The 12,180-nt window shown below is 52.4% G+C and carries 11 protein-coding genes and 1 other annotated feature; of the genes, 8 read left to right on the top strand and 3 right to left on the bottom strand.

From position 1 onward, the window contains the following. Positions 1 to 36: 36 nt before the first annotated feature. Positions 37 to 1,398 (top strand): cell envelope integrity protein CreD, encoded by a 1,362-nt coding sequence (gene creD, locus OGY08_RS09150; protein WP_125362756.1) that lies wholly within the window; start codon positions 37 to 39, stop codon positions 1,396 to 1,398. A 60-nt stretch (positions 1,399 to 1,458) separates the two neighbouring features. Here the strand turns inward: creD and arcA are convergent, their stop codons facing one another. Further along, positions 1,459 to 2,175 carry a two-component system response regulator ArcA gene (gene arcA / locus OGY08_RS09145; protein ID WP_001194359.1) on the bottom strand — a complete coding sequence of 239 codons (717 nt, stop codon included), beginning with the start codon at positions 2,173 to 2,175 and terminating at the stop codon, positions 1,459 to 1,461. A 95-nt stretch (positions 2,176 to 2,270) separates the two neighbouring features. Here arcA and yjjY point away from each other — a divergent pair, with 95 nt between their 5' ends. From yjjY to thrC, 6 genes are all read left to right on the top strand, one after another. Then, positions 2,271 to 2,411: a YjjY family protein gene (gene yjjY, locus OGY08_RS09140; RefSeq protein WP_042998021.1), complete on the top strand. Its 141-nt coding sequence runs from the start codon at positions 2,271 to 2,273 to the stop codon at positions 2,409 to 2,411. A gap of 399 nt (positions 2,412 to 2,810) precedes the next feature. After that, entirely contained in the window at positions 2,811 to 3,497 is a 687-nt protein-coding gene (locus tag OGY08_RS09135) for a tRNA/rRNA methyltransferase (RefSeq protein WP_286565864.1), read from the top strand. A 207-nt stretch (positions 3,498 to 3,704) separates the two neighbouring features. Further along, positions 3,705 to 3,831, top strand: a sequence feature (Thr leader region). Continuing rightward, a complete protein-coding gene (gene thrL / locus OGY08_RS09130) occupies positions 3,710 to 3,775 on the top strand; it encodes a thr operon leader peptide (protein ID WP_032337689.1) in 66 nt (21 codons plus the stop codon). Its footprint overlaps the feature before it by 66 nt. A gap of 23 nt (positions 3,832 to 3,854) precedes the next feature. Further along, complete coding sequence (gene thrA / locus OGY08_RS09125; RefSeq protein ID WP_003829761.1) at positions 3,855 to 6,317, top strand: bifunctional aspartate kinase/homoserine dehydrogenase I; 2,463 nt, start codon at positions 3,855 to 3,857, stop codon at positions 6,315 to 6,317. A 1-nt stretch (position 6,318) separates the two neighbouring features. Beyond that, positions 6,319 to 7,248: a homoserine kinase gene (thrB, locus tag OGY08_RS09120; RefSeq protein ID WP_286565863.1), complete on the top strand. Its 930-nt coding sequence runs from the start codon at positions 6,319 to 6,321 to the stop codon at positions 7,246 to 7,248. Positions 7,249 to 7,251: 3 nt separating this feature from the next. Next, entirely contained in the window at positions 7,252 to 8,538 is a 1,287-nt protein-coding gene (thrC, locus tag OGY08_RS09115) for a threonine synthase (RefSeq protein WP_008786145.1), read from the top strand. Positions 8,539 to 8,622: 84 nt separating this feature from the next. Here the strand turns inward: thrC and yaaA are convergent, their stop codons facing one another. Then, entirely contained in the window at positions 8,623 to 9,396 is a 774-nt protein-coding gene (gene yaaA, locus OGY08_RS09110) for a peroxide stress protein YaaA (protein ID WP_032942329.1), read from the bottom strand. 77 nt (positions 9,397 to 9,473) lie between these two features. Beyond that, positions 9,474 to 10,904, bottom strand: a complete 1,431-nt coding sequence (locus tag OGY08_RS09105) for an alanine/glycine:cation symporter family protein (RefSeq protein ID WP_286565862.1) — start codon at positions 10,902 to 10,904, stop codon at positions 9,474 to 9,476. 273 nt (positions 10,905 to 11,177) lie between these two features. Between OGY08_RS09105 and tal the strand changes: the two genes are divergently transcribed. Continuing rightward, on the top strand, positions 11,178 to 12,131 hold the full coding sequence (tal, locus tag OGY08_RS09100; RefSeq protein WP_003829752.1) for a transaldolase: 954 nt from the start codon (positions 11,178 to 11,180) through the stop codon (positions 12,129 to 12,131). Positions 12,132 to 12,180: the final 49 nt, after the last annotated feature.

Here is a 12,180-nt window from a genome sequence, read left to right as displayed (position 1 = left end):
CTGTTCTACCTTGCTGATATTGCAAAGGAGAACGCTATGTTTAAATCACCCCTGTTTTGGAAAATCGTCACCTTAGGCGGCGCAATATTACTGCTGTTAATTCCACTGACGATGGTCAGGCAGATAATCGTTGAGCGATCGGATTATCGTGATGAAGTCGAAGATGCTATCCGTCAGAGCACCAGCGGGCCGCAAAAGATGGTCGGGCCGCTGATAGCCATTCCGGTGACAGAGCTTTACACCTCGCTGGAGGATGGCAAAGAGATCCAGCGTAAGCGCAGCTATATCCATTTCTGGCTGCCGGAGTCGTTGGTGGTTGAGGGGAATCAGAACGTTGAAGCACGTAAAATTGGTATTTATGAGGGCCAGGTCTGGCACAATGACCTCTCGGTGAAGGCCGAGTTTAACGCCGAACGCTTGCGCGATTTAAACCATCCCAATGTCAGCGTCGGCAAACCGTTTATCGTGGTTGGCGTGGGGGATGCGCGCGGGATCGGTGTGGTGCAAGCGCCGCAGGTCAATGGGGAATCGCTGGCCGTTGAGCCAGGGACGGGGCTGGATGGGGGAGCTCAAGGGATCCACATACCGCTACCTGACGCGAGCTGGGCGGAGCAAAACCTGAGCATGGCGCTGTCGTTGAATTTGAGCGGAACCGGAGATTTCTCCGTTGTTCCGGTTGGCCGTAACAGTGAAATGACCTTAACCAGCAACTGGCCGCATCCCAACTTTTTGGGGGATTTCCTCCCGGCGAAGCGCGAAATCAGCGAATCAGGATTTAAGGCCCAGTGGCAAAGCAGCTGGTTCGCGAATAACCTCGGCGAACGCTTTGATGGCGAAAAGATTGGCTGGAAGGGAATGCCTGCATTTAGCGTTGCCGTCGCCACGCCAGCGGATCAGTATCAGTTAACGGACAGGGCTACCAAGTATGCCATCCTGCTGATTGTACTGACCTTTATGTCTTTCTTCGTGCTTGAAAGTATGACCAGCCTGCGTCTGCACCCGATGCAGTATCTGCTGGTGGGGCTATCGCTGGTGATGTTTTATCTGCTGCTGCTGGCATTGTCTGAGCACATTGGGTTTACGGCGGCGTGGATTACGGCAAGCCTGGTAGGCGCGTTAATGAACGGGGTGTATCTGCAGGCGATATTACAGAGTTGGCGGAACAGTATTTTATTCACCGTGGCGCTGCTGGGGTTGGATGGGGTGATGTGGGTGCTGCTACGTTCACAGGACAGCTCTTTACTGCTGGGAACCGGCGTGCTGTTGGTCGCGTTGTGTGGCGTGATGTTCCTGACGCGTCATCTTGACTGGCACTCGCTGGCACAGCCAAAACCAAAGCCGACAGAAATTCCGGAGCCTCTGCCTGCGCAGAGTGACGAGTTTCGCTTATGGAAATAGGGCGGTGGGGAAATGAAAAACGGCGCATAACGCGCCGTTTTTTTACCTGTGAGGATTGAATTAATCCTGCAGGTCGCCGCAGAAACGGTAGCCTTCACCGTGAATGGTGGCGATGATTTCTGGCGTATCCGGCGTAGATTCGAAATGTTTACGAATGCGGCGGATAGTCACGTCAACGGTACGGTCATGCGGCTTCAGTTCGCGACCGGTCATTTTTTTCAGCAGTTCTGCGCGAGACTGGATTTTGCCCGGATTCTCACAGAAGTGAAGCATTGCACGGAATTCGCTGCGTGGCAGTTTATACTGCTCGCCGTCAGGACCAATCAGAGAGCGGCTGTTGATGTCCAGCTCCCAGCCGTTGAACTTGTAGCTTTCGACGCTACGGCGTTCTTCGCTGACAGTACCCAGGTTCATGGTACGGGACAGCAGGTTACGAGCACGGATAGTCAGTTCGCGCGGGTTAAACGGCTTGGTGATGTAATCGTCTGCGCCGATTTCGAGGCCGAGAATTTTATCGACTTCGTTATCACGGCCCGTCAGGAACATCAGCGCAACGTTAGCTTGTTCGCGAAGTTCGCGCGCTAACAGTAGGCCATTTTTCCCAGGCAGATTGATATCCATAATCACAAGGTTGATGTCATATTCAGAGAGAATCTGATGCATTTCCGCGCCATCTGTCGCTTCGAATACATCATAGCCTTCTGCTTCGAAAATGCTTTTCAACGTGTTGCGTGTTACTAACTCGTCTTCAACGATAAGAATGTGCGGGGTCTGCATGTTTGCTACCTAAATTGCCAACTAAATCGAAACAGGAAGTACAAAAGTCCCTGACCTGCCTGATGCATGCCGTAAATTAACATGATCGGCGTAACATGACTAAAGTACGTAATTGCGTTCTTGATGCACTTTCCATCAACGTCAACAACATCATTAGCTTGGTCGTGGGTAGTTTCCCTCTGGACCCGACAGTGTCAAAAACGGCTGTCATCCTAACCATTTTAACAGCAACATAACAGGCTAAGACATGCCGGACACCCAATAAAACTACGCTTCGTTGACATATATCAAGTTCAATTGTAGCACGTTAACAGTTTGATGAAATCAACGTATCCAAATGTTTGCTTTCATCACAAAATTGCAATATTACAACTAGTTGCACGAGCTAATTAATAAATGTAATGAATCCAACCAATGCGATCCATTTTAAAATAAATTATCATGGATAAACAGAGGGATATACAACTTTTGTTAACATAAAAAGCAATAGTACAGTTTGGAAATAGTTTAGCATTTTTTACCGGATGCGAAATCCTTTTTCAGTGACTTCTGTTAAAAAAATGTAAATTCGCGCTGCGTAATATGTTGACTTGCGTCACATTATTACTTGCAGACTGACCAAAAAGAGTATCGAAATGCGTTTAACAATTATTCTGGTTGCCCCTGCCAGAGCGGAAAATATTGGTGCGGCTGCCCGTGCGATGAAGACCATGGGATTCACTCAATTACGTATCGTTGACAGCGAGGCGCACCTGGAACCCGCCACGCGATGGGTCGCGCATGGATCGGGCGACATTATTGATAATATTAACGTTTTTCCAACGTTAGCCGATGCGCTTCACGACGTTGATTTTACCGTTGCGACCACCGCGCGTAGCCGGGCGAAGTTTCATTATTACGCCACCCCGGTCGAACTGGTTCCCCTGTTACAGGAGAAATCCACGTGGATGGAACATGCAGCGCTGGTGTTTGGTCGTGAAGATTCGGGGCTGACCAATGAAGAATTAGCGCTGGCAGATGTACTCACTGGTGTACCGATGGTCGCTGACTATCCTTCACTCAATTTGGGGCAGGCGGTGATGGTGTATTGCTATCAATTAGCAGGTTTAATACAACAACCGGCCAAAAACGTTGAGGTGACGGATGAGCTTCAACTGCAGGCATTGCGCACACGTGTTTTGCGTTTATTAGCCACGCTGAACGTTTCTGACGACATCAAGCTGACGGACTGGTTGCAACAGCGAATGGGTCTGTTGGGGCAGCGAGACACGGCAATGTTGCACCGTTTTTTACATGATATTGAAAAAAACATCACAAAATAAAATTTCGATCAGTTTTTGTTACGTGGTTTTTTATTCTGGCTTCAAGTGGGGGGGAACATGCTGTTTTGGTTGAAAGTAAAAGGGCAAGCAGTCGCTCGTGAACAAGTTTCGGAATGTGATCAATTTAAAAATTTATTGACTTAGGTCAGCAGATACTTTAACCCTAAAAGAATACAGCACAGACAGATAATAATTACAGAGCACACAACATCATGAAACGCATCAGCATCACTATTACCACAACCATCACCATTACCACAGGTAACGGTGCGGGCTGACGCGTACAGGAAACACAAGAAAAAGCCCGCACCTAAACAGTGCGGGCTTTTTTTTCGACCAAAGGCAATGAGGTAAACCATGCGAGTGTTGAAGTTCGGCGGTACATCAGTGGCAAATGCAGAGCGCTTTCTGCGGGTTGCCGATATTCTGGAAAGCAATGCCAGACAGGGGCAGGTCGCGACCGTTCTCTCTGCCCCCGCAAAAATTACCAACCATCTGGTGGCAATGATTGAGAAGACCATCGGTGGTCAGGATGCTTTAGCTAATATCAGCGACGCCGAACGCATTTTCTCTGAACTGCTGGTGGGTCTTGCCGCCGAGCAACCAGGTTTTCCGCTGGCGCAGCTCAAAGCCTTTGTTGAACAAGAATTTGCTCAGATTAAGCACGTCCTGCACGGTATCAGCCTGCTGGGACAGTGCCCGGATAGTATCAATGCCGCGCTTATCTGCCGTGGTGAAAAAATGTCGATTGCTATCATGGCCGGCCTGCTGGAAGCACGCGGGCATAACGTAACGGTCATCGACCCGGTGGAGAAATTGCTGGCTGTCGGCCATTACCTCGAATCTACCGTTGATATCGCCGAATCTACGCGCCGCATCGCCGCCAGCCGTATTCCTGCGGACCACATGATTCTGATGGCAGGGTTTACCGCTGGAAATGAAAAAGGTGAGTTAGTGGTGTTGGGGCGTAATGGCTCTGACTACTCTGCCGCCGTACTGGCCGCCTGTTTGCGTGCCGATTGTTGTGAAATCTGGACCGATGTCGACGGCGTATATACTTGCGATCCGCGTCAGGTACCCGACGCCCGACTGCTTAAGTCGATGTCTTATCAGGAAGCGATGGAGCTTTCTTACTTCGGCGCTAAAGTGCTGCACCCGCGCACCATTACCCCTATTGCCCAGTTCCAGATCCCGTGCCTGATTAAAAATACCGGCAATCCGCAAGCGCCCGGTACGCTGATCGGTGCCAGCAGTGATGACGATGATTTGCCGGTAAAAGGTATTTCTAACCTCAATAACATGGCGATGTTTAGCGTTTCTGGCCCTGGAATGAAAGGCATGGTGGGCATGGCGGCGCGCGTTTTTGCCGCAATGTCGCGTGCGGGCATCTCGGTAGTGCTGATCACCCAATCCTCTTCTGAATACAGCATCAGTTTCTGCGTCCCGCAGGGCGACTGCGCGCGTGCGCAACGCGCCATGCAGGATGAATTCTACCTCGAGCTGAAAGAAGGCCTGCTGGAGCCGTTGGCGGTGACTGAGCGTCTGGCCATCATCTCTGTTGTTGGCGATGGTATGCGCACCCTGCGCGGCATCTCGGCGAAGTTCTTTGCCGCGCTGGCTCGGGCGAACATCAATATTGTAGCGATCGCCCAGGGCTCGTCTGAGCGTTCTATTTCGGTGGTGGTGAATAACGATGACGCGACCACCGGCGTGCGCGTGACCCATCAGATGCTGTTCAACACCGACCAGGTGATTGAAGTGTTTGTGATTGGCGTAGGTGGCGTGGGCGGTGCACTGCTGGAGCAGCTTAAACGTCAGCAAACCTGGCTCAAAAAGAAGCATATCGATCTGCGCGTGTGCGGCGTGGCGAACTCGAAGGCTCTGCTGACCAACGTCCACGGTCTGAATCTGGAAAACTGGCAGTCGGAGCTGGAGAGCGCGAAAGAGCCTTTCAACCTTGGGCGCTTAATTCGTCTGGTGAAAGAATACCATCTGCTCAATCCGGTGATTGTCGACTGTACGTCAAGCCAGGCGGTAGCGGATCAATATGCCGACTTCTTGCGTGAAGGCTTCCACGTGGTTACGCCGAACAAAAAGGCCAACACGTCGTCGATGGATTACTATCATCAGTTGCGTTTTGCCGCCGCGAAGTCTCGTCGTAAATTCCTGTACGACACCAACGTGGGCGCGGGCTTGCCGGTTATTGAAAACCTGCAAAATCTGCTCAGCGCAGGTGATGAACTGCAACGTTTTTCAGGCATCCTTTCTGGCTCACTGTCGTTTATTTTCGGCAAGCTGGATGAAGGCATGAGCTTCTCGCAGGCCACCACCCTGGCGCGTGAGATGGGCTATACCGAACCCGATCCGCGTGACGATCTTTCCGGTACGGACGTGGCGCGTAAGCTGCTGATCCTGGCCCGTGAAACCGGTCGTGAGCTGGAGCTTTCTGACATTGTCATTGAGCCGGTCCTGCCAAAAGAGTTTGATGACTCCGGTGATGTTTCCGCGTTTATGGCGAAATTGTCGCAGCTGGATGACGTCTTTGCCGCGCGTGTGGCGAAAGCCCGTGATGAGGGAAAAGTATTGCGCTATGTTGGCAATATCGAAGAGGACGGCGTTTGTCGCGTGAAAATTGATGCAGTAGACGGCAACGATCCGCTGTTTAAAGTGAAAAATGGTGAAAACGCGCTGGCGTTCTATAGCCACTATTATCAGCCGTTACCGTTGGTTCTGCGCGGATATGGCGCGGGTAACGATGTGACGGCGGCGGGCGTCTTTGCCGACCTGCTACGCACCCTTTCATGGAAGTTAGGAGTCTGACATGGTGAGAGTTTATGCCCCGGCTTCCAGTGCCAATATGAGCGTCGGGTTTGATGTGCTCGGTGCAGCGGTAACGCCGGTGGACGGTTCGCTGTTGGGTGATGTGGTGTCCGTTGAGGCGGCTGATCAGTTCAGCCTGAACAACCTTGGGCGCTTTGCCAACAAACTGCCGTCCGAGCCAAGTGAAAATATTGTCTACCAGTGTTGGGAGCGATTCTGCCAGGAGCTGGGTAAAACCGTTCCGGTGGCGATGACGCTGGAAAAAAATATGCCGATTGGCTCCGGGTTAGGCTCCAGTGCCTGTTCCGTCGTGGCGGCGCTGGTCGCTATGAACGAACACTGCGGCAAGCCGCTCAACGATACGCGCCTGTTAGCGATAATGGGCGAGCTGGAAGGGCGTATCTCCGGCAGTATTCATTACGATAACGTCGCCCCGTGCTTTTTGGGCGGCATGCAGTTAATGATTGAAGAAAACGGCATTATTAGCCAGCAGGTGCCAGGCTTTGATGAGTGGCTGTGGGTACTGGCGTATCCGGGGATTAAAGTGTCGACGGCTGAAGCGCGGGCGATTCTCCCAGCGCAGTATCGCCGTCAGGACTGTATCGCTCACGGGCGGCATCTGGCTGGATTCATCCATGCCTGCTATTCCCGTCAGCCTCTTCTGGCCGCGAAGCTGATGAAAGATGTCATTGCTGAGCCGTATCGTACCCGCTTGCTGCCAGGCTTTAGCCAGGCGCGTCAGGCGGTCGCAGAAATTGGCGCACTGGCCAGCGGTATATCTGGGTCTGGGCCGACGCTGTTCGCTTTGTGCGATAAGCCGGATACGGCACAGCGCGTAGCAGATTGGCTGGGTAAAAATTACCTGCAAAATCAGGAAGGCTTTGTTCATATTTGCCGGCTGGACACGGCGGGCGCACGGGTACTGGGATAATCAATGAAACTGTATAATCTGAAAGATCACAACGAACAGGTCAGCTTTGCACAGGCTGTTACGCAAGGACTAGGCAAGAATCAGGGATTGTTTTTTCCGCACGATCTACCGGAATTCAATCTGACAGAAGTGGATGAGATGCTGAACCAGGACTTCGTTAGCCGCAGCGCGAAGATCCTGTCCGCATTTATTGGTGATGAGATCCCTCAGGAAATTCTGGAAGAGCGCGTGCGTGCGGCATTTGCCTTTCCGGCTCCGGTTGCCCAGGTTGCCGCGGATGTCGGCTGTCTGGAACTGTTCCACGGCCCTACGCTTGCATTTAAAGACTTTGGCGGGCGCTTTATGGCGCAGATGCTGACGCACATCAGTGGCGACAAACCGGTAACGATTCTGACGGCGACCTCCGGAGACACCGGGGCGGCGGTTGCGCATGCCTTTTATGGCCTGAAAAATGTGCGCGTGGTGATCCTCTACCCGAACGGCAAGATCAGCCCATTACAGGAAAAACTGTTCTGTACGCTGGGCGGTAATATTGAAACTGTGGCGATTGATGGCGATTTTGATGCCTGCCAGGCGCTGGTGAAACAGGCGTTTGATGACGAAGAGCTGAAGGTAGCCCTGGGACTGAACTCGGCTAACTCAATTAACATCAGCCGTCTGTTGGCGCAAATCTGTTACTACTTTGAGGCTGTGGCCCAACTGCCGCAAGAGGCGCGTAATCAACTGGTGATTTCCGTTCCCAGCGGTAACTTTGGCGATCTGACCGCCGGGCTGCTGGCGAAATCACTGGGCTTGCCGGTGAAGCGTTTTATCGCGGCGACTAACGTTAACGATACGGTTCCGCGTTTCCTTGCAGAAGGTGAGTGGGCGCCGAAAGCGACCCAGGCAACGTTGTCGAATGCGATGGATGTCAGCCAGCCGAACAACTGGCCGCGCGTGGAAGAACTGTTCCGCCGTAAAATCTGGCGTCTGAATGAGCTGGGTTATGCCGCTGTTGACGATGCAACAACTCAGGACACGATGCGTGAGTTACATGAGATAGGCTACACCTCAGAACCGCATGCGGCGGTGGCTTACCGAGCGCTGCGTGACCAACTGAATCCTGGCGAGTACGGCCTGTTCCTTGGTACTGCGCATCCGGCGAAGTTTAAAGAAAGCGTTGAAGAGATTCTTGACCTGACGCTGGCGTTGCCAAAAGAACTGGCGGAACGCGCGGACCTGCCGCTGCTTTCTCATCACCTGCCAGCTGATTTTGCTGAACTGCGCAAGCTGATGATGACCCGCGGTTAACGGTTGCGCCCGCTGGCGCTTTGCATAGCGGGCCGACAAAACCTGTAGGCCGGATAAGGCGTTAGCCGTCATCCGGCCTTTTTACTATTGCTCGTGGCGTTTAAACACCAGTTCGCCGTTTCCTGATGCTTCTTCATCAAAGAAGTAGCCTTCGCTGTTAAATGCGGTCAGCTGTTCCGGTTGCGTTAAGCGGTTCTCAATAATGTAGCGACTCATCAGGCCGCGCGCTTTTTTGGCATAGAAGCTGATGACTTTAAACTTGCCGTTCTTCTCGTCGAGGAAGACCGGTTTGATAAGCTCAGCGTTGAGTTTTTTCGGCTTCACGGATTTAAAATACTCATCCGAGGCGAGGTTGATCACCACGCTGTCGCCTTGCGCTTCCAGCGCTTCGTTAAGTTTATCGGTGATGGTATCTCCCCAGAACTGGTAGAGATCTTTACCCTTCGCATTGGCCAGACGAATGCCCATCTCCAGACGGTATGGCTGCATCAAATCCAGCGGACGCAAAACGCCGTACAACCCGGACAGCATCCGTAAATGCTGTTGAGCGAAGTCGAAATCCGCCTCGCTGAAGGTTTCAGCCTGCAACCCTGTATAGACGTCGCCTTTAAACGCCAGAATGGCCTGACGTGCATTGTCCGGCGTGAAGTCAGGCTGCCAGTCATGGAAACGGGTGGCGTTCAGATCCGCCAGCTTGTCGCTAATCCCCATGAGCTTGCCAATCTGCGGTGCAGAGAGCTGGCGTGCCACGTGAATAAGCTGCTGAGAGTGATCCAGCAACTCGGGCAGCGTATGACGTGTCGTTGCCAGCGGGCTTTGGTAGTCGAGCGTTTTTGCAGGTGAAATCAGAATCAGCATATCCAGTCCTTGCAGGAAATTTACTGCGACTTTAGCAAAAAAAACGACTGAATTGATCGATGGTTGCGATTGCCGCGCTATTCGCGCGGCGTTTCATCCCAGCTATCGGGCGCAAGCTGTTGTCTGATATCAGGATAACGGCGCGGATCGAATTCCGGGCGCACCCCGAGTTTTCGCTGGCGCAGATAATCGCTGGCGATGGTATGGACAACCGGAGAAAGCAGCAGAATCGCCGTCAGGTTAGTAATGGCCATACAGGCCATGATGATGTCGGCAAGTTGCCAGACCAGCGGAAAACTGATTAACGTACCGCCAATGACGGTGCAAACGGTGGCAATACGTAATAACCAGATAACCCGGATGTTGTCCAGTTTCAGGAAAATGAGGTTGTTTTCCGCATAAATGTAGTTGGCGACGATAGAGCTAAAGGCAAACAGAATCACTATTAAGGCAACGAATCCGGCCCCCCATTCACCCGTCAGCGAGACCATGGCTCGTTGCAGCAACTGGATGCCTTCCATTGGCACATAAGTGGTGCCATTACCCGCCAGTAAAATGATCATTGCGCTGGCCGTACAAAGAATTAGCGTATCGCCCAATACACCAATCATTTGCACAATGCCTTGTGCTGCAGGGTGTGGCGGCCAGGATGCTGCCGAGGCAGCAGCGTTCGGAGTTGAGCCCATTCCGGCTTCATTAGAGAACATACCGCGCTGAAAACCGCTGGCAATGGCCTGGCTTAGCGTATACCCGGCTGCACCGGCCGCGGCTTCCTGCCAGCCAAAGGCGCTTTTTATGATGGTCATGATAATGCCGGGGAGCTGTCCGAAATGCCAAAGGCAGATGACGAGGCTACAACCGATCCACAGCAGCGCCATCATCGGAACAAACCATTGCATCAGGCGGGCAACGCCTTTAATGCCGCCGACAATGACCAGTAATGACACTATCGCCAGTGCGATACCGGAGAAGAGGGGAGGAATGTCAAAAGCAAAGGTCAACGCACGAGAGACTGAGTTTGCCTGCACGCTGTTAAAAATCAGGCCATAGGCAATGAGTAAAAAGATGGCAAACAGCACGCCCATCCAGCGCATGCCCAATCCACGGGCCATATACCATGCAGGACCGCCGCGAAACTGTCCCTTGCTGTCTCGCTCTTTATACAGCTGGGCAAGGGAACATTCGGCGAATGAGGTTGCCATACCAATGACCGCCGAGACCCACATCCAGAAAATGGCTCCTGCGCCGCCGGCGGCGATCGCCAACGCCACACCCGCCAGATTCCCGCTACCGACGCGCGCGGCAAGACTGGTGCACAGAGCCTGAAAAGAAGTTAAACCGCCCGGCTGCGGGCTGATGCTGTTTTTAAGACTATTGCTAAACTGGCGAATATAGCGGAACTGCACGAACCCTGTACGCCAGGTGAACCAACATCCTGCGCCAAGCAGGAGGTAGATCATCACCGATCCCCAGAGTATTTCATTAATAAATGAGAAAAAATCAGGCATTAACATCCCTCTTGTTGATGCCGGTAAGCGCGAATAATCCCGTGTAAGCGCTACCAATTATCGACCAGTATATACCTTATAAGGTGATTGATTGCGGGAGTTTACCATAACAATAGGTATATCCTTAATTGCGCATCACGAGCTGTGAGATGCGTAATCAGGGCTGAGCGGCGGGTCGGACAATCCAGGCGGTTGCGCTGAGAGTGCGTCGTGCTATCATCAGGGAAGATCGGTTACATCCCCCTAACAAGCTGTTTAAAGAGAATCGCTATCATGACGGACAAATTGACCTCCCTTCGTCAGTTCACCACAGTAGTGGCTGACACCGGAGACATCGCGGCAATGAAGCTGTATCAGCCTCAGGATGCCACAACTAACCCTTCTCTCATTCTTAACGCAGCGCAGATCCCAGAATACCGCAAGCTGATTGATGACGCTGTAGCCTGGGCTAAGCAGCAGAGCAACGACCGCGCACAGCAGATCGTCGACGCGACCGACAAACTGGCAGTAAATATCGGTCTGGAGATCCTGAAACTGGTCCCGGGTCGTATCTCTACTGAAGTTGACGCTCGTCTGTCCTACGACACCGACGCGTCCATCGCGAAAGCAAAACGTCTGATCAAAATGTACAACGATGCTGGCATCAGCAACGATCGCATTCTGATCAAACTGGCTTCAACCTGGCAGGGCATCCGTGCCGCTGAGCAGCTGGAAAAAGAAGGTATCAACTGTAACCTGACTCTGCTGTTCTCCTTCGCGCAGGCGCGCGCATGTGCAGAAGCTGGCGTATACCTGATTTCTCCGTTTGTTGGTCGTATTCTGGACTGGTACAAAGCCAACACTGACAAGAAAGAGTATGCACCGGCAGAAGATCCGGGTGTGGTTTCCGTAACGGAAATCTATGAGTACTACAAACAGCACGGTTACGAAACCGTGGTGATGGGTGCGAGCTTCCGTAACGTCGGCGAAATCATTGAGCTGGCAGGCTGCGATCGTCTGACTATTGCTCCGGCACTGCTGAAAGAACTGGCGGAAAGCGAAGGCACTATCGAACGTAAACTGTCCTTCTCTGGTGAAGTGAAAGCGCGTCCTGCACGCATCACCGAAGCTGAGTTCCTGTGGCAGCACAACCAGGATCCGATGGCTGTAGACAAACTGGCGGACGGTATCCGTAAGTTTGCTGTAGACCAGGGTAAACTGGAAAAAATGATCGGCGATCTGCTGTAATCATTAATGCGTGGCCCTGATATGGGTCACGCTACCTCTTCTGAAACCT

Source organism: Citrobacter sp. Cpo069 (assembly GCF_030332785.1).
GTDB classification, from domain to species: Bacteria; Pseudomonadota; Gammaproteobacteria; order Enterobacterales; family Enterobacteriaceae; genus Citrobacter; species Citrobacter portucalensis.
This window is presented reverse-complemented; position numbering and strand designations above follow the sequence as displayed.

What these genes read in the sequence shown, in the direction of transcription:
- arcA (WP_001194359.1), bottom strand. Translation starts at nt 2,175, where the DNA reads ATGCAGACCCCGCACATTCTTATCGTTGAAGACGAGTTAGTAACACGC.
- tal (WP_003829752.1), top strand. Translation starts at nt 11,178, where the DNA reads ATGACGGACAAATTGACCTCCCTTCGTCAGTTCACCACAGTAGTGGCT.
- OGY08_RS09135 (WP_286565864.1), top strand. Translation starts at nt 2,811, where the DNA reads ATGCGTTTAACAATTATTCTGGTTGCCCCTGCCAGAGCGGAAAATATT.
- creD (WP_125362756.1), top strand. Translation starts at nt 37, where the DNA reads ATGTTTAAATCACCCCTGTTTTGGAAAATCGTCACCTTAGGCGGCGCA.
- thrA (WP_003829761.1), top strand. Translation starts at nt 3,855, where the DNA reads ATGCGAGTGTTGAAGTTCGGCGGTACATCAGTGGCAAATGCAGAGCGC.
- thrB (WP_286565863.1), top strand. Translation starts at nt 6,319, where the DNA reads ATGGTGAGAGTTTATGCCCCGGCTTCCAGTGCCAATATGAGCGTCGGG.
- OGY08_RS09105 (WP_286565862.1), bottom strand. Translation starts at nt 10,904, where the DNA reads ATGCCTGATTTTTTCTCATTTATTAATGAAATACTCTGGGGATCGGTG.
- yjjY (WP_042998021.1), top strand. Translation starts at nt 2,271, where the DNA reads ATGACTAAAGTACGTAATTGCGTTCTTGATGCACTTTCCATCAACGTC.
- yaaA (WP_032942329.1), bottom strand. Translation starts at nt 9,396, where the DNA reads ATGCTGATTCTGATTTCACCTGCAAAAACGCTCGACTACCAAAGCCCG.
- thrC (WP_008786145.1), top strand. Translation starts at nt 7,252, where the DNA reads ATGAAACTGTATAATCTGAAAGATCACAACGAACAGGTCAGCTTTGCA.